This window comes from Streptomyces griseiscabiei (assembly GCF_020010925.1).
In the GTDB taxonomy this organism is placed as follows: Bacteria; Actinomycetota; Actinomycetes; order Streptomycetales; family Streptomycetaceae; genus Streptomyces; species Streptomyces griseiscabiei.
On sequence record NZ_JAGJBZ010000002.1, the window covers coordinates 3,253,622 to 3,275,743 of the forward strand.

8 protein-coding genes are annotated in these 22,122 nt (G+C 74.4%); 4 read left to right on the top strand and 4 right to left on the bottom strand.

Going from position 1 to position 22,122, the window contains the following annotated elements:
- Positions 1-233: 233 nt before the first annotated feature.
- Both J8M51_RS31365 and J8M51_RS31370 read right to left on the bottom strand, forming a co-directional pair.
- Entirely contained in the window at positions 234-4,190 is a 3,957-nt protein-coding gene (locus tag J8M51_RS31365; RefSeq protein ID WP_256964081.1) for a type I polyketide synthase, read from the bottom strand.
- Positions 4,183-13,095, bottom strand: coding sequence for an SDR family oxidoreductase (locus tag J8M51_RS31370; RefSeq protein ID WP_267299624.1), 8,913 nt, complete (start codon positions 13,093-13,095; stop codon positions 4,183-4,185). Before J8M51_RS31370 ends, J8M51_RS31365 begins: the two co-directional genes overlap by 8 nt.
- Positions 13,096-13,598: 503 nt before the next feature.
- Here J8M51_RS31370 and J8M51_RS31375 point away from each other — a divergent pair.
- The 4 genes from J8M51_RS31375 (at position 13,599) to J8M51_RS31390 (ending at position 19,655) form a co-directional block, all read left to right on the top strand.
- Positions 13,599-14,315 carry a thioesterase II family protein gene (locus tag J8M51_RS31375; RefSeq protein WP_398857208.1) on the top strand — a complete coding sequence of 239 codons (717 nt, stop codon included), beginning with the start codon at positions 13,599-13,601 and terminating at the stop codon, positions 14,313-14,315.
- A complete protein-coding gene (locus tag J8M51_RS31380) occupies positions 14,312-15,136 on the top strand; it encodes an SDR family oxidoreductase (RefSeq protein WP_267299625.1) in 825 nt (274 codons plus the stop codon). Before J8M51_RS31375 ends, J8M51_RS31380 begins: the two co-directional genes overlap by 4 nt.
- 74 nt (positions 15,137-15,210) lie before the next feature.
- Positions 15,211-18,258, top strand: a complete 3,048-nt coding sequence (locus tag J8M51_RS31385; protein ID WP_267299626.1) for an amino acid adenylation domain-containing protein — start codon at positions 15,211-15,213, stop codon at positions 18,256-18,258.
- 83 nt (positions 18,259-18,341) lie between these two features.
- Complete coding sequence (locus J8M51_RS31390) at positions 18,342-19,655, top strand: phthiocerol/phthiodiolone dimycocerosyl transferase family protein (protein ID WP_406707628.1); 1,314 nt, start codon at positions 18,342-18,344, stop codon at positions 19,653-19,655.
- A 69-nt stretch (positions 19,656-19,724) separates the two neighbouring features.
- On the opposite strand, the gene asnB is transcribed toward J8M51_RS31390, so the two are convergent.
- Both asnB and J8M51_RS31400 read right to left on the bottom strand, forming a co-directional pair.
- Positions 19,725-21,548: an asparagine synthase (glutamine-hydrolyzing) gene (asnB, locus tag J8M51_RS31395; protein WP_256966307.1), complete on the bottom strand. Its 1,824-nt coding sequence runs from the start codon at positions 21,546-21,548 to the stop codon at positions 19,725-19,727.
- 46 nt (positions 21,549-21,594) lie between these two features.
- Positions 21,595-22,104 (bottom strand): SRPBCC family protein, encoded by a 510-nt coding sequence (locus J8M51_RS31400; protein WP_216591833.1) that lies wholly within the window; start codon positions 22,102-22,104, stop codon positions 21,595-21,597.
- Positions 22,105-22,122 lie beyond the last annotated feature (18 nt).

Genomic DNA, 22,122 nt, shown 5'->3' on the forward strand with positions numbered 1-22,122 from the left:
CGGCGTCCGCGGGCAGCGCCCGACGGCACGCGATCGGTACTTCGGATGGTGATCGGTACTGCGGATGTCGACGGCCGAGGTCGTCCCGGCCGGTTCTTCGAGTCGTGTCCTGAGTCGCCTCACCGAGTCGCCTCACTCAAGGAGGAGTGCCGGGGCGGCCCCCGGAATCCCCCGCCCCGTGCGACAGCGGCGTGAGCCACGCCATACCGGTGGGTACGGCCCGTGCCGTCCCGTCAGTCGTCGAGCGCCCGCAGGGCGGACGCCACCACCTCGCCGATCCTGGCGATCGGCTCCGGCTCGGTCATCTCGTAGTGGCCGCAGGGCACTTGGTGGTCGTCGATCACGCCGTCGACGTACGCGCTCCACTCCTCGGCCTTGTCCGGAGCGTCGGACGGGTCGTCCGACGGATCGTCCGACGGGTCGTCCGAGCCGTCGGCACCGGCCGCCGCACCGCCGATCGCGCTGAAGAACAGCACGTCGCCGTGGAACACACCGAGGCTGAACTCGGGCGCGACGCGCAGGTTGTTGCGCATGACCCGGGCGATGGCGGCCGCCTCCTCGGCCGTCACCTCCGCGCCCGGTGCCGGGCCGGAGGTGTCGAGCAGCCGCAGCAGCGCGGCGACATCGGCCGGCGCGCCGGGCGGCGGGTGGACACCGGTCAGCCGGGAGACCAGGGCCGCCACCTGCCGCTCCGCCACCTCGGGGGACGGTGGATGCAGGTGCAGCAGCGGGGAGTCCAGCATGGCCAGCAGTTCCACTCGCTCCCCCTCGCCCTGCAGCGCCGTGGCCATGGCGTGGGCCACCATCCCGCCGTAGGACCAGCCGAGGAGCCGGTAGGGGCCCTCCGGCTGGATCTCGCGCAGCAGTTCCAGGTAGAAGGCGACCATCTCCTTCGCGTCGCCGGCGGGCGGCGCGACCCCGTCCAGCCCGCGCGCCTGGAGGGCGTGCACCGGCTGCTCCTCCCCGAGGTGGGCGAGGAGCCCGGCGTACCGCCAGCCGATGCCGCCGCCGGGGTGCAGACAGAACAGCGGGCGCCGGTCGCCCGCCGTGCGCAGGGGGAGGACCGGGGCGAAGGCGTCCCGGCCCGCGCCACGGCGGCCCGCGCGGTCCAGCAGATCCGCGACGGTGGGGGCGGCCAGCACCGCCGAGCCCGGCACGTCGAGCACACCGGCCCGGCGCAGCCGCCCGGCCAGGATCACCCCGCGCATGGAGTCGCCGCCCAGGTCGAAGAAGTTGTCGTGGACGCCGACCGGCTCCACCCCGAGCACCTCCTGCCACTGCCCGGCGACCGTGCTCTCCAGGTCGCTGCGGGGAGCCACGTACGGGGTCCGCAGATGCGGCCGGGGAGCCAGGGCGCGGGTGGACGACGGGCCGGTGGTCGCGGGGGAGGGGCCCGTCGCCGTCGAGGTGTCCGCGCCGTCCGCGGGGTGCGGCGGCGGGGCGCCGTCGGGCCCGGGGTGTGCGGACATTCGAGGCGGGTCGATCCAGTGGCTCCGGCGGTCGAAGGCGTAGCCGGGCAGCTGAACCCCCGGTCCGTGGTCCCGGTCGCCGCCCAGCGGGGCAAGGTCGACCGGCACACCGGCCGTCCACAACCGGGCGAGCGCCTCGGTGAACACCTCGGCGTCCGACCGCGCGGAGCGGGCGTGCCGCATCGTGACGACCGTGGTCGGCGACGCCTCCGGCAGACACGCCCGGGCCAGCTTCGACAGCGTGTCCCCGGGGCCGACCTCCACCAACAGCGGCTCGCCGCCCTCCCACAGGGCCGTGACCCCGTCGGCGAAGCGCACGGTCCGCCGGAGCTGGTCGACCCAGTGCCCGACACTCGTCGCCTGCTCGTCGGTGACCCAGGTGCCGGTGGAGTCGGTGACATAGGGAATCCGGGGCGGGCGCAGGGTGACCCCGCGCACGGCCTCGGCGAACTCACCGAGGATCGGGTCGAGCAGATGGGAGTGGGCCGCGAGCGCCAGCGTCAGCCGGCGGTGCGGGACCTCCTCGGCCAGCAGCCGCCGCTCCAGCGCGGCCACCGCCTCCTCGTCCCCCGCGACCGTACAGGCGTCCGGTCCGTTCACCACGCTGAGCGAGAGCCCGTCGGTCAGCCGGGGGCGCAGCTCCTCCTCGCCCAGGGCGACGCTGACGGTGGCGCCCCCGGCCGCGACCATCAGCCGGGCCCGCTCCGCCACCAGCGGCAGCATGTCCTCAAGCTCCATCACCCCGGCGAGACAGGCCGCGGTGAACTCGCCGAGGGAGTGGCCGATCAGGGCGTCCGGACGGACCCCGCGCTCCATCAGCACGGTGGCCAGGGCGTATTCGGTGACGACCACCGACAGCAGCCCCAGCACCCCGGGGTCGGCGGTGTCGGAGCCGTACAGCGACTCCCGCAGATCCCGGCCCAGCACGGGCCGCAGGATGCCGGCGCAGTGGTCGACGACATCCCGGTACGGGGCACAGGAGCGGTACAACTCCGCGCCCATACCGGGGTGGTGGGCACCCCCGCCGGGCAGCAGGAAGGCGGTGCGCGGGGACCGGTCCGCGCCCTCGGCGGGGGTGTCGGACAGCGGACGGCGCAGGGCCTCGACGGCGCCCCCGCCGCTCCCGGCGACCACCGCGGCCCGGTGGGGCATCGCGGGACGACGGGTCCGCAGGGTGTGGGAGACCTCGGCCAGGTCCGCGCCGGGGCGGTCCGACAGATACGCGGCGAGCCGGTCGCCCTGGCCGCGCAGGGCGCCGGGGGTCCGCGCGGACAGCGGCAGCACCTGCCACCGGGGGCCGGGGGCGTCCTCCCGGGGCTCCGGCCGCTCCGGTACGGCCGGAGCCTCCTCCAGGACGACATGGGCGTTCGTCCCGCCGATTCCGAAGGCGCTGACCCCCGCGCGGCGCGGACCGTCCTCGGACCGCCACTCCTCCAGGCCGGCCGGCACCCGGAACGGGCTCTCGGCCAGGTCGATCAGCGGGTTCGGGTTCCGGAAGTGCGCGACCGGCGGGATCTTCCGGTGCTCCAGGACCAGTACGGCCTTGATGAACCCCGCCAGCCCGGCCGCCGCCCCGAGATGGCCGATGTTGGGCTTGACCGACCCGAGCGCGCAGAACTGCCTGCGGTCGGTGGTCTCCCGGAACACCCGGGTCAGCGCCTCCACCTCGATGGGGTCGCCGAGACTGGTGCCCGTGCCGTGGGCCTCCAGATAGCCGATGGAGTCGGCGTCGACACCGGCCAGCGTCTGGGCCATGAGGATCGCCTCGCACTGCCCCTCCGTGCTGGGCGCGCTGAAACCCACCTTCCGGCGGCCGTCGTTGTTGACCGCCGACCCCTTGACCACGGCCCTGATCCGGTCCCCGTCCGCCAGGGCGTCCGACAGCCGCTTGAGGACCACCACACCCACCCCGTCGCCCGGCACCGTGCCCGCGGCCTCCGCGTCGAAGGCCCGGCATGTGCCGTCCGGGGAGAACACCCCGCCCGGGACGTGCTGGTAGCCGAGCTTCGCCGAGGGGTTGACCGAGACCGCGCCGGCCAGCGCGATGTCGCAGGAGAGGTTCAACAGGTCCTGGCAGGCGGTGTGGACCGCCACCAGACCGGTCGAGCATGCCGTCTGCAGCGACAGGCTCGGACCGGTCAGGCCCAGTTCGTACGAGACCCTGGTGGCCAGCGTGCCCAGCGAGTTGGCGGCGGTGGTGTGGACCAGCTCCACCGAGCCGGGCCGGCCGGCGAACCTCGGGTACACATGTGAGGCGTAGTAACGGCTGTCCCCGGCGCCCGCGTAGACGCCGATCGTCCGGCCCTCCCGGTCGGCCGCGTACCCGGCGGCCTCCAGCGCGTGGTAGGCGCACTCCAGCAGCAGCCGCTGCTGCGGGTCCACGATCGCGGCCTCGGCCGGGCTGTAGCCGAAGAAGGCCGCGTCGAACAGGTCGATGCCCTCGATGACCGACGCCCGGCGCACCAGGGACGGGTCGGACAGGTCCGCCGGGTCCCCGCCGGCGGCGAGGAACTCCTCCTCGCCGACCGGGCGTACCGACTCCCGGCCGGCGGCGATGTTCTCCCAGAACTCCTCCACCGTGTCGGCCCCGGGGAAGCGCCCCGCGAGGCCGATGACGGCGATGTCGTCGTCCGCGAACCCGTGGGATCCGTCGAAACCGTCGGATCCGACGGACCCGTGGGACGTGTCGGTCCGGTTCTCGTGCTCCGGCATGTCAGTCATCGCTGCCGTCCCCCTTGTTCTGCTCGCTCCGCCTGTTCTGCCGACCGGTCCTGCCGGTCCTGTTCCGCGCGGTGCGCTGCCGCTGTGCCTGCTGCCGGGCGCGTGTCAGGGCGCCGCCCGCCGCCGGTGCCGACGCGGGCACCGGCACCTGTACCGGAACCCGGTCGGCCAGATGCCGGGCCAGCGCCCCCACCGTGGGATGGCTGAACAGGTCCACGACGGTGAGCTCGCAGCCCAGTTCCCGGTTGACCTCGGTCATGACCCGGACCAGCAGCAGGGAGGTGCCCCCGAGGTCGAAGAAGCTGTCGCCGACACCCACCCGGTCACGGTCCAGGACCCTGCGCCAGACACCGCACAGCGTGTCCTCCAGCGCCCGGCGCCGGTCGGCGTCCGGGTCGGCGGGCCGGGACACGGAACCGCCGGACGCCGTACCGGAGTTCGCCGTCCCGGCCGTGCGCAGGACCCACCGGTCGCCCGCCCCCGACAGCCGGGCGCCCTCCTCGGCCGCCCGGTGCAGCGCCCCGAGGTCGGTGCCGTCGCGCAGCGCCACCCGGGCCGCAGGCCGGTGCACCGGCCGCGCCGGGCCGTGGAGATGGCCGCGCACCCAGGGAGCACCCCGGTCGACACCGATCAGGACGTGCGGCTCGTCCAGCGACCGGGCGAGGTCGAAGGAGCGCAGCGCGGCGGTGTGCTCCAGGACCCGGTAGCCGCGCGCCTCGGTCAGCGCCCTCAGCCCGTAGCCACGGCTCATGCCGATGTCGTCCCACATGCTCCAGGCCAGACTGTGCGCGTGCGTCCCGCTCCGGCGCCGCTGATGTACGGCCAACGCGTCGAGGAAGGCGTTGGCGGCGGCGTACGCGCCGGTCATCGAACCGCCGAAGAAGCCGTTGACCGACGAGAAGGAGAGGAACGACGACGCCGCGCACTCCTCGGCCAGCCGGTGCAGCACCCAGCCGCCGGTGACCTTCGCGTCGAGCGCGGCACGCCACCCCGTCAGGTCGTACTCGGCGACGGGCCGCTGGTCGAACGCGCCCGCGAGATGCACCACCCCCGCCAGCGGCACCGACCACGCGGCGGCGGCCTTGTCCACCACGGCACGCACCTGCGCGGGATCGGTGATGTCGGCGCACGCGTAGCGCACCTCCCCGCGCTCGCGCAGCCTGCGGTAGGCCTCGACCCGGCGGGCCGTCTCACCGTCCGTCTCCGCCGGGGAGTCCCCGGGGTGCTCGGGGTGCTCGGGCGGGAGTTCCGTGCGGCCGACCAGCAGCAGCCGGGTGCCCGGTGCCTTGAGCAGGTGCTCGGCGACGAGGGTGGCCACTCCGCCGAGTCCGCCGCTCACCAGGAGGAAGCCGTCGGCCGTGGCCGGACGCCTGCGGGGCAGTGGGTCGGGCAGCCGTGTCAGGCGGCGCACCCAGCGCTCACCGTCCCGGTAGGCCACCTCGGCGTCGGTCACCGGGCCGCCCGTCTCGTCGAGGATCAGCCGGGCGGCTGCCCCAGGGGCGGCGACCGGGAGGTCCAGCCGGCAGGCTCCGAGCCAGGGCAGCTCCTCCCGCAGGCTCTTCAACAGGCCGCCGGCGGCGGCATGGAGGCAGGACGGCCGGTCCTCCGGCAGCACGTCCTGCGTCCCGCCGGTCACCAGGTGGAGGCTGACCGGGCGGTCCGGGCCGCCGCTCGACGCCAGGGCCCCGGCCAGACACACCAGGCTGTCGACGCCGTCGCGCTGGGCCTCCCGCAGATCCTCCGCCCGCTCGGGCTCGTCGCCGCCGACGGTGAGCGACCCCAGGTGGATCACCGCGTCCACCGGGCGGCCGTCCGCGGCCAGACCCGCGAGCAGCGCCCGATAGTCCTCGGGCCGGTCGACGCGTACCTGATAGCGGGCCATGTCGACGCGCTTGAACGCGTCGGCCGCGGTGACGACCGTGCACAGCGCGCCGTCGCGCCACAGCCGGCCGGCCACCTCCTCGGCGACCCCGGCGCCCAGCGCGTCCCGCCCGGCCAGCACCAGCGTGTGCCGCGCCGGGGACACCGTGCCGTGCGGACGCCGTACGCGCTGCCAGACCGGGCGCAGGAACCAGTCCGGTACGGTCGCCGCGGTGCCCAGCAGCACCTCGGTGCGCCGTACGGTCTCGTCGAACTCGCCCGCCTCGAAGCGGGTGCGCAGCTGGGTCCGCTGGATCTTGCCGATCTCCGTCTTGGGTATGGTCTCCGGCTCCACCGGCACCAGCTGGGCCGGGGTGATCCCGATCTCCCGGGTCACCTTGCCCCGTACCGTGCGCAGCGCGTCGGCCAGGTCGGTGCCGGGGAGGACGCGCAGGAAGAGGGCCAGCTCGTCGGTGTCCGCCGCCGGGTCCGGGCGCACCGCGCACGCGGCCGTGAACGACCGCTCCACGAACGGCAGTTCCTCCACACAGGCCTCGATCTCGTGGCTGTAGTGGTTCACGCCGTTGACGATGATGACGTCCTTGGCCCGGCCCGTGATGTACAGCTCGCCGGAGCGCAGGAAGGCCAGGTCACCGGTGTCGAACCAGCCGTCGTCGGTGAACGACTCGGCGTTCTTGGCCGGGTTGTCGTGGTACCCGGAGGTTACCGAGGTCCCACAAACCTGGAAGTGTCCGACCGTGCCCTCCGGCACGACCTCGCCCCGGTCGTCCACGACCCGCATCGCGAAGCCGGGGTAGGGCAGCCCACAGCTGACGAACTGGTCCTCGCCCACCGCCGGTTCGGCCGGCAGCACGGCGTCCGTCACCACCGAGCAGGTCTCGGACATCCCCCAGCCGGGGTGCACCACCGTCGGCGGCAGCCCGAACGGCGCGAGCACCTGCAGGAAACGGCGGACGGTGGCGGCCACCACGACTTCGCCGCAGTTCATCACCATGCGCATCGGCGACAGATCCCACTCGCGGCCGTCCATCCGGTCCGCGTGCTCCACGGGCAGACCGAAGGCGAAGTTGGGCGCCCAGGTGACGGTGACCCGGTGCCGGTCCGCCAGGTCCATCCAGCGCAGCGGGTCCTGGAGCACCCAGGACGTGGGCGCGTGGACCTGACGGCACCCGAGGTACACGTCCCGGAGGTGGAACATCACGACCCCGGTGACATGGTCGAGGGGGATCCAGTTCAGCGACACGTCGTCCTCGGTCAGGCCGTTGACCTGTGCGGTGGCCGCGGACCGGGTGAGGACGTTGCGGTGGTTCAGCTCGACGGCCTTGGGCAGGCCGGTGCTGCCGGAGGTCAGCAGCATGAGGATCAGGTCGTCGGGCTCCGCCGGATGCCACTCGGTGTCGGCGGGCCCGGAGCGCAGCGCGTCCGCCGTGGTCAGCCTGGCCTCCTCCCAGGCACGCCGGCCGGCGAGAGCGCGCAGCCCCTCCTCCTGCGCGGCCGAGGTGATGATCCAGGGGCGGCCCAGCATCCGCCAGACACCGTCCAGCTTGTTCACCGCCGCCGAGTCCTGCCCGTAGGAGGCCGGGACGGTCAGCGGCACGGTGACGATGCCGCCCAGAATGCAGCCCCACAGAACGGCGAGGAAGTCCTCGGTGTCGTCGCACTGCAGGATGATCCGGTCGCCGGGGCGCAGCCCCAGCCCGCGCAGCGCGCCCAGGACCCGGGACGCCTCCTCGGCGAGGCTCGCGTAGCTGCGGCGCACGGTGCCGCCGTCGGCCCGGACATGCACCACCTCGGCGTGCGGTCCGCCCGCCGCCGCCCGGCGCAGCGCCTCCGCCCAGGTCCGCACGGTCGGCTCGGCCAACGGGGGCCCCTCACTCACCGAGGGAACGGCCGTCCGCCCGGCGGCACTCGACTCCGGGCCCGAGGACCCTTCGGCCGCCGTGCCGACCGGTACGGCGGGGCCGGAGGCGGCGGGACCCGCGTGCAGCCGGCCCAGGGGCTCGTCGTCCTCCTCCAGTTCCACGGTGACGTCGTCCACACCGGGCACCGCCGCCAGCGCCCGCCGCCACCGCTCCGCCTCCTCGGTGCCGATCCTCGGCAACCGTGCCGCCGCGGCGGTGTCCACGGTCCCGTCCGGGGTGCGGGGCAGGGCGGATACGGCCACGACCCGTGGTGCCCGCCCGCCTGGGGCCGTACGGCCGAGTGCCCGCTCCGCCTGCCCGGCCGCGTTCGCCCGGGTGGGCACGGCCAGGACGGTCGGCCGCCCGGCGTCGCCGTCCCCCGGGGGCAGCGCCAGGCACTCCCGGACGCCCCCCAGCGCGAGCACCGACCGTTCCAGAACCTCCGCGTCGAAGGGCGGTTCGTCCGCCGCCGTGGCCCGGGGCGGCCGGAGGCCGGGGTCGGGCAGTCCGCTGATCCGTACGTCCGGGTCGGCCGCCACGGCGGCGAGCGTCTCGTGCAGGCCCTCGGCCAGCCGGAGCGCGGTGGCCTCGTCGAAGAGGTCGGTGCCGTACTCGACGTGGCAGGTCAGCCCGTCGGGCGCCCCGTCGGCGCCCCGGCGCTCCGTGAACTCCACGAACAGGTCGAACTTCGCGGTGCCGGTGGCCGTGGGATGCAGGGCGGCCTCGTTGCCGCCGAGCCGCAGCACGGCCTCCGTGTTGTTCTGCAGCGCCAGCATCACCTGGAACAGCGGGTGCCGGGCCGCCGTACGGGCCGGGTTCAGCTCCTCCACCAGCCGGTCGAACGGCAGGTCCTGATGGTCGTAGGCGGCCAGGTCGAAGGCCCGTACCCGGGCCAGCAGATCGTGGAACGCGGGGTCCCCGGAGGTGTCGGTGCGGGTGACGAGGGTGTTGGTGACGACACCGACCACCTCGTCCAGGGCCTCCTCGGACCGTCCCGCGACCGGGGTGCCGAGCGGGATGTCGGAACCGGCGCCGCAGCGGGTGAGCAGGGCGGCAAGGGCGCTCTGCAGGACCATGAACAGGCTGGCCCCGCCGGTGTCGGCCAGCCGCAGCAGGGCGCGATGGAGGTCGGCGCCGACACCGACGGTCAGGCCCCGGCCGCGACGGCCGGGCACGGCCGGACGGCCCCGGTCGGCCGGCAGCGGGATCTCCTCCGGCAGGCCCGCCAGGGCCTGCCTCCAGAACGCCAGCTGACCGCCCATCGGCGTGGCGGGATCACGGAGCCCGTCGAGCAGCCGCTCCTGCCACAGGGTGTAGTCGGCGTACTGGATCAGGGGCGCGTCCCACACGGGCGCCCCGCCGTCCAGACGGGCCGCGTACGCCGCCGAGAGATCCTTGGCGAACGGCACCAGCGACCATCCGTCGGCCGCGCTGTGATGCAGGACGAGGACCAGTGCCCGGCTGCCGTCCCGGGGGCCGTACAGCCCCGCCCACAGGGGGATGTCCCGCGTCAGGTCGAACGGCCGGCGCAGCGCGGCGGCGACCTGCGCCTGCACCTCCCGGGCGGGGCAGTCCACCACCGCCAGCTCCGGGCGCACCGTGCCGGGCGGGCGGATGTCCTGGTACGGGGTGCCGTCGGCCTGCGGCAGCAGGGTGCGCAGACTCTCGTGCCGGTCGACGACGTCCGCCAGGGCCGCCCGCAGTGCCTCGTCGACGACCGGGAGGTCCAGCCGTACGACCAGCGGCATGTTGTAGGTCGCGACGGTGGTGTCCACCTGGTTGAGGAACCACATGCCCCGCTGGGCGGAGGACAGCGCGACACGCTCCCCCCGCTCGGCGGGCGCGAGCGCCGGCCGGACGGGCGCCGCCGGGGCGGACGGGAGCGACAGCCGGGCGGCGATCCGCGCGGGCGTGGGCCCGGTGAACAGCGTCCGCAGGGACACCTCGGCGCCGGTGACGGTCCGCAGCCTGGTCCGCAGCCGGGAGGCGAGCAGGGACTGACCGCCGAGGTCGAAGAAGTCGTCGTCCGGACCGACCGCGCCCGCGGGCAGCCCCAGCAGCTCCTCGAAGAGACGGCAGACCGGCGCCTCGGCCCCGGTGGCGTCGCCGCCCGGTGCCGCGACGTCGGCGGCGGCCAGCGCCCCTCGGTCCGGTGTGCCGTCGGCGGTCAGCGGCAGGGCGTCCGTCACCACACAGGCGGCGGGCACCAGGTGCTCCGGCAGGACCTGGGCCAGCTGCGCGAGCAGCTCCGCACGGGTCGGGCGGCGCCCGGGCCCGGGCACGGCATGCGCGACGAGCACCCGGCCGCCGCTGTCGCGCAGGTCATGGGCGACCACGGCGGCCCCCGTGACGGCCGGATGCCGCAGGAGCGCGGCCTCGACCTCACCGGGCGCGACGCGGAACCCCCCGGTCCGCACCTGCTCGTCGGTCCGGCCCACATACTCCAGGCCGCCGTCGGCGCACCGGCGGACGAGGTCACCGGTGCGGTACATCCGCTCGCCCGGAGGCCCGAAGGGGTCGGGGACGAACCGCTCGTCGCCGGGTTCCGTGCGGGACAGCCGCGCCCCGGCCACGTACAGGTCGCCCACCCAGCCGGGCGGCACCGGCCGCCGGGCGTGGTCGAGGACGTAGAGCCGGGTGTCCGGCGGCGGGTCGCCCAGGAGACGGCGGCCCTCGGCGAGCTGATCGCCGGTCACCCGCCGGAAGGCGACGGGCCCCGTGGTCTCGGCGTCGCCGTACAGGGTGACCAGGGCCGGGGCGTCGTCGCCGTACCGCTCGACCCAGGGCCTCAGATCGGCGGGCCGCGGTGCCTCGGACGTGAGGAGGAGGTGACGCAGTGCCAGGGGAGCGGGGGCGGGCCCGGAGCCACGCGTGCGGGTCTCGTCGGCCCGGACCAGCGCGGGCAGGGCGGAGGAGGGCTGGGCGAGGACGGTGACGCGCTCCCGGCGCAGCAGGTCGAGCAGCTCGTCGGGCGAGCGGGCGGTGTCGTGGTCCACGACGGCCAGCCGGCCGCCGTTCAGCAGCGCCCCCCAGACCTCCCGGACGCCGGCCGGGGAGGCGCACGAGTGGAACAGCGCCCATACGTCGTCCGGACCGGAGGGCACCGGCGCGGCGGTCGCCTCGAAGTGGCCGGTGAGGCCGCCGTGGTCGATGAGCACGGCCTGCGTGCTTCCCGTGGCGTCCGGGGCGTGCAGGACATAGGCCACGGCATCCGGGGTGAGCGGCGCGCCGCGGTCGGTGTCGCAGAGACGCGCGGCGCAGTGCCCGGCCAGCTCGTCGCGGGTGGCGGGGGTGTCCAGCACGACGGCCGGGACGTCCGTGCCGGACAGCGCGTCGGCCGTACGCGCATCGGTCAGCAGCAGCGCGGGCCCGGCTGCTTCGGCCCGCGCCCGCAGATGACCCGCGGGGTGCGCCGGGTCCAGCGGCAGACAGGCGGCGCCGGTCTTCAGCACCGCCAGCTGCCCGGCGACCAGGTCCGTGGAGCGGGGCAGCGCCACGGCCACGGTCCGGCCGGGGCCCGCCCCGCGCGCGAGCAGCAGCCGCGCCAGCCGGTTGGCGCGGGCGTCGAGGTCCGCGTAGCTCAGGGCGTCGCCGTCGTGGGTGACGGCCGTCGCCCCGGGAGCGCGGTCGGCCAGGGCCTCGAAGCGCGCGGGCACGGTGGCGTCCGGCGCGGCGGGCACCGGCTCGGGAGTCACATAGGCCGGGTCGTCACCCGGCAGCAGCAGGTCCGCCCCGGCGACGGTGAGCCCCGGGTCGGCCTCGGCCAGCCGGTCCAGCAGGATCAGGAACCGCTCCAGATGACCGGCGAGCACCTCCTCGGAGTAGAGCGCCGGGTTGGCGTCGAAGGCGAAGCCCAGACCGGTGCCGTCGGCGCCCGGCCGCACGGTGATCAGCAGGTCGTCGACCGCGCCGCCCGACAGATGGTGCGGTGTCGCGGGATGGCCGTCGAAACGCAGCCGGTGGGAGAACGGGACCAGATTGACGAGCGGGCCGAACAGCCGCCGGTCGCCGCCGAGGAGCTTCACCTCCCGGCGGAGGTCCTCGCCCCGGTACTGCTGGTGCCTGCGGAGCGCCCGCAGCTCGACCGTGGCCGCCGCGATCAGCTCGGCCACGGTGGTGTCCGGCCGCACCGCCAGCCGCAGCGGAAGGTTGTTCGACACCGTGCCCGGGGTCCGCAGGGCGGCGGACCCGAGCCGGCTCATCGTGGTCACACCGAGGATCACGTCCTCGTGCGCCGTCACCCGGTGCGTGTACAGCGCGACGGCCGCGAGCAGCAGTTCCGTCCGGCTCGCGCCCACCGCGGACGCGGCGGCCGAGAGCCGTTCGGCGGCCGACGCCGACAGCGCCGCCGTACGCCGCACGAAGGCGGGCGACGGCGGCGCGGTGCCCTCGGCGAGCGAGACGGCCCCGCGATGACCGGCGAAGCGCCCGGTCCAGTGGGCGCGGTCGCGCTCGTAGCGGTCCGAGGCCCGGTAGGCGGCCTCCTCGTCCAGGAGGGTCCGCACGGGGGCGAACGCGGTGCCGGGCACCTCCTCCCCGGCGGCGAGAGCGCTGTAGATCTCGGCGGTCCTGCGGAAGACGAGCAGATAGCCGTAGCCGTCGAGAAGGATGTGATGGGCCCTCATGAACCACAGGTAGCGGTCGTCGGCCGCCTTGAAGAGGGCATGGGTGAACAGCGGGCCCGCGCCCAGCGGTGCGGCGGTGGCGCGGTCGGCGCGCATCCACTCCTCGGCCGCCGCCGTGGGATCCGGCTCGGCACTCACGTCCCGTGTGTGCAGCACCCGGTCGGCGGCGGGCGTCGGCACACAGCGCGGCCCCCCGTCCGTGTCGACGAAGCGCAGCCCGAACGCCTCCGCCTCGGCGACGGTGCGCCGCAGCGCCGCCTCGAACAGGTCCGGGTCGACCGGGCCGTGGATCTCCAGGTACTCGCCCGTGTTGTAGGCCGGGCTCCCCGGATCGAGCTGCTGCGCGTACCAGATGCCGCTCTGCGCTCCGGTCAGGCCCAGCGGCGCCGGGTCCCGTACGGCCTTCGGCACGGTGGCTGCGGCCGGGGTGGCGGCCGGCTCGGGAGCGCGCCGCCGCGGCGATACGGAAGCTGTTGATCCGTCTGCGTCTTGGAGCACGGTAATCATCCTCGTCAGACAAATGGAGACGAACGGCCTGCGCGGTCTCGCACGCCGTGGAGCGGTGACACGGGGCCCCGGCCGATCCGGCCGGGTCGGTTCGGCGGGCGGTGTGCCGCGCACCGGCCCACCTCGCCCGTCGGCGGGTGCGCGGGGCGCGGGCAGCCAGCTTCGGCACCGCGGCTAGAGCGCCGGTCAAGAACCGGTGCAGGGGCGGGTGGAGGGGGCGGTCCCGGGCGTCGGTGCGGGGGCGACCCGGGTTGCCCCGGGGCACGCGCCCGGCCGTCTCCAGGCAGGCTCCAGAGCCGTTCGAGCAGGCCCGCGCACGGTGAAGGCGCCTCGCGCGCCGCAGCGGGCACGTGGCGTCGAACCGGCCTCGGACCGGCCTCGCACCGAGCGGAGGGCATCGCGGACCGGGCCGCCGTGCCTGCCGTACGGACCACCCGTCGCCCGCGGACCCCACACCCCCGACCGACAGCCCGTACAGGCGACCGACAGGAGCCATGCCCACCATGACCGTCCCGCTGTTGTGCTTCCCCTTCGCCGGAGCAGGCGCGAGCTTCTTCACCCCCTGGCAGCGCTACGACCTCAAGGCCACCCGCGTCCACCCCGTCCAACTCCCGTGCCGGGAACGGCGCCTGGACGATCCGCCCTTCCCGGACGTCCGCACCGCGGTCGAGTCGCTCGCCGGTGAACTCCTCGCGGACCCGGACCTGGCGGCGGGCCCGGTGGCCCTCTTCGGCCACAGTTTCGGAGCGGTGCTCGCCTACGAGATGGCACGTCATCTGCGTGAGGTGAAGGGAACTCCGGTGGCCCATCTCTTCGTCAGCGGCTCGGCCGGCCCCACGACCCGGCGCGAGGCCGGAGCCACCGGCCTCCCGGACGACGAATTCCTCGCCCGGGTACGCGAGTTCGCGGGGTACGACCACCCCACCCTCCAGGACCCGGAGCTGCTGGAACTCCTGCTGCCGGCACTCCGCGCCGACGTGGAGCTGCACGAGGCGTACGTCCCGGGCGCGGACGGCCCGCTCGACGTGCCCCTGACCTCCCTGCGCGGCCTCGACGACACCCTGGTCTCGGCCGGGCAGGCACAGGAGTGGGCCACGGTCACCCGGTCCGGGGCCCGTTTCGAGGAACTGCCCGGCGGCCACATGTACCTGACCGAGTACCCGGGGCCGCTGCTCAAGCTCATCGACGACGAACTCAAGGCGTGGGCATGAGCCCGCGCGGCAAGACGGTCGTCGTCACCGGCGCCGCCCGGGGCATCGGCCGTGCCTGCGCCGAACTCCTCGCCGCCGCCGGCGCCGACCTGGTGCTGGTCGACGTCCCCGACGACCTCCCCCTCGTGCCCTACCCCCTCGGCACCGAGGGACAGTTGGCCCACACGGAGAAGCTGTGCCGCGCGCACGGTGCCGCCGTCCTCTCCTGCCCGGCCGACATCCGTGACCTCCGCGCCGTCGAGGCCGCCGTCGCCGCGGCCGTCGCGCGCTTCGGACGCCTCGACGCCGTCGTGAACAACGCCGGTATCGCCGCCCCCTCCGGCAAGGTGGTCCACGAGATCGGCGAGGACGAGTGGAGCGTCATGCTGGACGTCGACCTCTCCGGCGCCTGGCGCATGACCCGGGCCGCCGGTGAGGTGATGACCCGCCAGCGCTCCGGCAGCATCGTCAACATCTCCTCCACCGCGGGCCTCGTCGGCTACCGCGACTTCGCCGCCTACGTCACCGCCAAACACGGACTGATCGGCCTGACCCGGGCCGCCGCCCTGGACTTCGCGCCGCTCAAGGTACGGGTGAACGCGGTGTGCCCCGGGTCGGTACGGGACGACCCGGGGCTCGAAGGGCGGATGCTCTCCGAGATCGCCAAGTCCCTCGACGTGCCCGTCGCCGAGCACGAGGAGATCTTCGTCCAGGCCCAGCCGACGAACGAGCTGGTCGAGGCGGGCGACGTCGCCGAAGCGGTGCTGTGGCTGGTCGGCGACGGCTCGCGCGGTGTCACCGGCAGCGTCGTCACCGTGGACGGCGGATTCACGGCCAAGTAGCCACGGCGGCACGCCACGCGCACCCCACCGATCGAGCCCGCACACCGGCGCGGCAGCCCAGACAGGGAGCCCAGATGTCAGCGGTCCTGACCGCCTACGAGTCGTACGCCGCCCTCCCGCCCACCGAGCGTTCCAGGCCCCTCGACCAGCACGCGGTCGTCCTGAGCGGCGGCCCGCGCGTGACCCCGGAGATCCTCGCGGAGCGCCTGCGGGACGTCCTCGCCGGGTGCCCCGCGTCCGAGGAGCGGGACCTCCGCCCGGCCGTACGGCAACCCGGGGCCGTGTGGCTGGAGAACGTGCCCTTTCGGTCGGACGACCCCCGGGCGGTCCAGGCACTCCACCGGGAACTGCTGCGACCCGTACCCCGGTTCGGCCCGCCGCCGGTGCGTCTCGTGGTCCTGCGCTGCGAGGACGGCGACCAGCTCGTGTTCACCGCGGCCCGCTCGTGCCTCGACGGGGCCTCCCTCACCTCGGTCGCCCGGGCCGTCGCCGACGGCTCCGGGCCACGGCTGTGGTGGGACCTCCCGGCCGCGCGACCGGACGGCGACGAGAGGACCCGGGCCGACGCGGGGGCGGGTGCCGATCCGGCGGCCCGCGCCGGAGGCGCCCCCGGCAGCCGCGCGGCGCACCGCTTCACGGTCCCCCCGGCCCCGGCCGACCACCGCCCGGCACCGGACGCGGCCGAGCTGCGCGCCGCCCAGCTGGCCGCGGTCACCCACACGGCGATGCGCTATCTCGACCGTACGGACGTGACCGTGGGCGTCGTCCGGCGCCGCCACCGCAGCACCGCCGTACTGGGCGCGACGGAGGACGCCGTACCGCTGACGCTGACGGCGGCCGGCACGACAGGTGAGCTGCTCGCGCGGGCACGGACCGCCCTCGACGACCTCGACCGGTCCGGCGGCGCCCCGCGGGAGTCCCGGGGCGGCCACGAGCGGGGGGAGCCGTCGCGGATCACCGTGGCGTTCGACGGGGCGAGCCCCGACCCGGGCCTCGCTCACGAGGTGGCGTACTTCCCTGGCACCTGGCCCGGCGCACCCCTCGTGATCCACTGGCTCGCCGAGGGAGCCGAGGGAGCCGAAGGGCCGCAGGCGGTGTGCCTCTTCGACGAGAGCCGCCACGGCCGAGAACTGGTGGAGCAGTTCTGCCGGCATCTGGCCGGGGCCCTCCGGCAGTTGCTCGACGAGCCGCCCGCGACACCCGTGGACCGCCTCGGTCTCCTGGACGGCGATGAGGACGCCGCGATCCGCGCGCTGGGAGACGGCGGCCCGCTGGACGCCGAACCCCGCTGTGTCCACCGCGCGTTCGAGGAGGTCGCCGCCGCGCAGCCGGACGCCGTCGCGGTCGGCCACAAGCGGGAGACACTCACCTATCGGCAGCTGGACGAGCGGGCGAACCGCTTCGCCCACGCGCTGAGGGACCTCGGAGTGGAGGGCGGGGACCGCGTCGGGGTCTGCATGGAACGCTCGACCGATCTGGTGGTGGTGCTCCTCGCCGTCCTCAAGAGCGGCGCGGCGTACGTCCCGATGGATGTCGGCTATCCCGTGGAACGGCTCGCCTACACGGCGAAGGACGCCGGTCTGCGCCTGGTGATCGGCTCCGAGGAGACCTCGGACCCCGGCATCCCCTCGGTCCGCACGGTGTCCGTGGCCGACCTGGCGCTGCGCGCCGACGCGCGACCGCCCACCCCGGTGACCGACCGGACCGACCCCGGCCGGCCGGCCTACGTCATCTACACCTCCGGGACCACCGGCCAGCCGAAGGGAGTGGCCGTCCCGCACCGGAACGTCACCGCGCTCGTCGAGGCCACCCGCCCGGACTTCGGGTTCTCGGACCGTGACGTGTGGTCGCAGTTCCACTCGGTCGCGTTCGACTTCTCCGTGTGGGAGATCTGGGGCTGTCTGCTCACCGGAGGACGGCTGGTGCTCGTGCCGTACTTCGCGGCCAGGTCACCGGAGGCGTTCCTCGAACTGCTGGTGGCGGAGAAGGTCACCGTGCTGAACCAGACGCCTTCGGCGTTCGGCGAACTCGTCCGGCTCCACCGGCCCGGCGCGGCCGTCGGGACGGTGTCCGTGCGGCTGCTCGTCTTCGGCGGGGAGGCGCTGGACCCCCGTGTCCTGCGGCCCTGCCTGGACGAGGACGGCTGGTCGCGGTGCCGGTTCGTCAACATGTTCGGCATCACCGAGACCACGGTGCATGTCACGGCCCAGACCGTGACCCGCGCGGAGATCCTGCACGGTGACCGGTCGGTGGGCCGACCCCTGCCGGGCTGGAGCGTCACCGTCCGGGACAGCGGGGGCCGGCTGCTTCCGCGGGGCGTGCGGGGCGAGATCCACGTCGGCGGAGCCGGGGTGGCGCTCGGCTATCTCGGCCGCCCGGAACTCACCGCGGAGCGCTTCGTCGAGGACCCGGCCACCGGTGGCCGCGTGTACCGCAGCGGCGACTGCGGCAGGCTGCTGCCCGACGGCCGCATCGAGCACCTGGGGCGGCTGGACAGCCAGGTCAAGATCCGCGGCTACCGCATCGAGACGGACGAGGTACGGGCCGTCCTGCTGGAGGACCCGGCCCTGTCCGACGCCGTGGTGATCCCCGGCCCCGACAACGCCGGCGGTCTCCGGCTCGACGCCTACCTGATCTTCCGGGACGGTACGGGAACCGCGTACGGCACGGCGGAGGTGCGGGAACGTGCCGCCAAGGTCCTGCCGCAGTACATGCTGCCCAGCACCTGGACGCCGATGTCCGAGATCCCCCGCACGCTCAACGGCAAGCTGGACGCCGCGAAGCTCCCTGCGCCACGGCCCGCCTCGGCCGGGGACGCCCGCCCCGCCGAGGAGACGTCCGGCCGTCGGGCGGACGGACCCTCCGGGCCTCGGGCGGACGGACCCTCCGGCCCCCGGGCGGACGAGCCCGACGGGCCGCTCGCCCTGGTGTGCTCGGCCTGGAGCGAGGTGTTCGGCTTCACCGTCGGGCCCGACGACGACTTCTTCGGCATCGGCGGCAACTCCCTGCTCGCCACCCGTCTGTCGGCCGTCTTCCGGGAGAAGGGCCTGCCGCCCCCGCGGACCCGCGACATGTACCGCAATCCCACCCCGAGAGCGATCGCCGCACTGCTGGACCGGTGACCGGACCGATGACCGGACAGGCGACCGATCGGGCGTCCGTCTCCCCAGAAAGGCTTGTTCCCATGCGACGCGCGCTATGCCCCGTGGAAAACATCTACGTCGCCCAGCGAAGCCGGGCGCTCCTCTCCTGCGCTCTGCACGGTCCCGTCGACCCCGCGGTCCTGGCCGCGGCGTTCGACGCCGTCACCGCGGAGCAGCCGCTGCTCCTGACCCGCATCGTCCCGGACGGCGACGGAGACGGAGACGGCCACGCCCTCGAACTCCTCCCGGAGGCCGAGCGGCCCCGGCTGCGGGTGCGCACCGGGGGCGAGGAGGTGTACGCGGAGGAGCTCAACACCCCGCTCACGGTGGGCGGACCGCTGACCCGGGCGGTCCTCGTGACCGACCCCGGCGAGGAGCGCCACACCCTGTATCTGAGCATCGACCACGTCATCGCCGACGGACACAGCGCGGTCGCCCTGCTCAACACCATCTGGGACCGCTACCGGGAGCGCATGGGTGGCACCCCGGCCCCGCTCCCGCCCGTGGCCGGGTTCCCCGACCCCGTCAGCACGCTGCTGCCCCCCTCGGACGCGGCGGACACCGAGAAGCACCTGGAGCAGCGGGTGGAGCAGATCGGCCGCCACCCGGCCGAACTCGTCCCGTACGACGTGAAGCCGGCGCCCGCCGCGTCCGGCGAACCCCACGGCGCCACGCCCGGTGAACCCCACCGCATCGAGGTCCGGCGGCTGCTGCTCGACACCGGACAGACCGCGCGGCTGCGCGAACGGGCCCGCGCGGAAGGCGTGTCCGTGCACAGTCTGATCAGTGCCGCCGTGCTGCTCGCGGCCCGCCGGCGCCTGGACGGCGACGCCGGCCCGCGTCCGCTGGGCTGTCTGTCCCCGGTCGATCTGCGCTCGCGTCTGTCCCCGCCGGTGCCCGCCACCGTCATCGTCGCCGCGGTCACCATGCATCTGCAGATCCTGCCCGTCGGGCAGGAGAGCGACGTACTGGAGCTGGCGCGTGAGGTCGGCGACGGCCTGCGGGACTTCCTCGACCGCGGCGCCCACTTCCAGGAGACGCGGATCATGCCGTCGACCCGGACGCATCCGACCCTCCACCTCGGCACGGTCATCGTCACCAACATGGGCCCCGTGCCCGGTCCGCGCCTTCCCGAGGGCACGCGCGTCACCGACGTACGGCTCGCGCCCGCCCGCGAGAACTACTTCCCGCAGGCCGGCCGGAGCCCGGTCATGGCCTGCGTCGCGACGTTCGACGGCCGCCTCGGCATCGAACTCCCGCACCACACCGCCTGCTTCAGCCGGCCGTTCATGCGCGAGCTGGCCGGCGAGGTCCGCACGACACTGCTGGCACTCGCCAAGTCCGACGAGGAGCCGCACCCGGCCACCGCCGTCTGACCCCGCACCGACAGCGGACCGCCGCCGGGGCCGAGCCCCGGCGGCGGTCCGCTGTCGGATGCCGGTCCGTCAGGACAGCTTGACCGTCGGGCGGTAGAGGTCGAACCAGACGGCCAGGTCGAGGACGCGCTCGATGGCGTCGCGCCCGTCCCGCGTCATGGTCTCCGGCTTCCCGTGCACGGCCCCGGTGAGGGTCTCCCGGTCGAAGAACTCCACCGCGCGGTGGTCGTCCGCCAGCAGCTGACCGGCCTGCCGCTGCACCTCCGCGAGGTAGCCCAGCTCCTGGGTCAGCGGGTAGCTCGCCTTGACCCGGTCCGCCACCGAGGCCGGCATCGTGTCGCGCACGGCGGCCCGCAGCAGGCTCTTCTCCCGGCCGTCGAAGGTCTTCATCGACCACGGAGTGTTGAAGACGTAACTCACCAGCCGGTGGTCGCAGATGGGCACCCGCACTTCCAGCCCGACCGCCATGCTGATCCGGTCCTTGCGGGCCAGCAGCGTGCCGAGCCAGTTGGTCACATGGACATAGCAGAACTCGCGCATCCGGCGCTCGTGCGCGTCCTCGCCCGGCAGGACCGGCACCCGGGCGACCGTGTCGGACCAGCGCTGCGCCCAGAAGCCGGGCAGGTCCAGGGTGTCGAGCGTCAGCTCACGGTCGTACGTCCTGGCGGGCTGGGCAGCCGTCAGCCAGGGGAACATCGCGGTCTGCTGCACGGCGGGGACGTGGAACCACGGGTAGCCGCCGAACGTCTCGTCGGCGGACTCACCGGACAGGGCCACCGTCGAGTGCTCGCGGATCGCCTTGAACAGCAGATACAGGGAGTTGTCGCCCTCGCCGAAGCCGAACGGCAGATCCTGGGCCGCGATCACGGCCCGGCGCACCTCGGGGTCGGCCAGCTGCTGGTGGTCCAGCCGGATGTCGGTGTGCAGCGTGCCGACATGGTCCACGACCTCGCGGGCGAACGGGGCGTCCGGCGAGGTACGGAACTCGTCCCCGCGGAAGCCGTCCGCGTCCTCGAAGTCGACCGTGAACGTCCTGGCCCGCCTGCCCTCCTCGCCCAGCTTCCGGGCGGCCAGGGCCGTCAGGGCGCTGGAGTCCAGACCCCCGGACAGCAGCAGACACAGCGGCACGTCCGCGACCAGCTGCCGTTCGACGCTGTCCTCCAGCAGCTCACGGACCCGTCGTACGGTCGTCTCCGTGTCGTCGCGGTGCTCCTCCACCTCCAGCCGCCAGTAGACCCGCTCGCGCACCCCGCCCCGGTCGACGATCAGCATCGTGCCCGGCCGGACCTCCCGTATGCCGCGCCACGGCGTCCGGCCCGGTTCCTTGACGTAGCCCATCATTTCCCGGAAGCCGTCCGCGTCCACCACGGCCTCCACGGCGGGATGGGCGAGGACCGCCTTGGCCTCCGAGCCGAACAGCACGCCGTCCTCGGTCTCGTACACGTGCAGCGGCTTGATGCCCAACTGGTCGCGCAGCAGGATCAGCCGGTCCTTCCGGCCGTCCCAGATGCCCAGCGCGAACATGCCGAGGAGACGGTCGGCGACCTCCTCGCTCCACTCCAGATAGCCGCGCAGGACGACCTCGGTGTCACTGGAGGTGCGGAACGCGTGGCCCCGGCGCCGCAGTTCGTCGCGCAGCTCCCGGAAGTTGTACGCCTCACCGCTGTACGTCAGCACCACCGGGCCCTCGGGGGTGTCCACCGTCATGGGCTGGACACCGCCCTCCAGATCGATGACCGACAGCCTGCGGTGCCCCAGGGCGGCGTGCCGGGAGACCCAGGTGCCCCCGGCGTCCGGGCCGCGACAGGCCATGGTCGCGGTCATCGCGTCCAGGGTGGGGCGTTCCTTCTCCAGGTCACGCTGGAAGGCGATCCAGCCGACGATCCCACACATGTGCGTCCTCTCCTGCTCTCCTGCTGATGCTTCGGTCGGTCGGGGGTCAGCGGCCGGCGGCCATGGCCGCCATGTGGGCGGGCAGACCGTCGATGTGCGAGCGGGCGGTCGGCTCCAGGACGAGCCGCTTCAGCACGGGTTTCAGGTACGACCAGGGGCGGTTCAGCTCACCGGCCCACTGCCAGGTGAGCCGGGAGCCGTCGGGCGTGGCCTCGACGACGTAGTCCTCCACGAGATGCCGGAACAGGTTCCGGGTGCTCGCGACCACGGTGAACGTCTTGCGGTGCCCCTCGTCCCAGCGGTAGAAGCGCTCCCGCAGCACGAAGCCGCCGAGCGTCTCCACCTCCCGGGTCGTGCCGACCCCGAACGGCCGGGGAGAGGTCCAGGTCAGCCGCTTCACGCCCTTCGTCCAGTGCGCCGGACCGCTGTCGTCGGTCAGCGCCGCCCAGGTCTCCTCGGCCGGGTAGGGGATCTCGACGGAACGCGTCATGTAGAGGGACGCGGAGGAGAGGAGCGCGTCGTCGGCCGCTTCGACCGGGTACCAGCGGGTGGGCATCGGGGGTGTCCTTCCGGA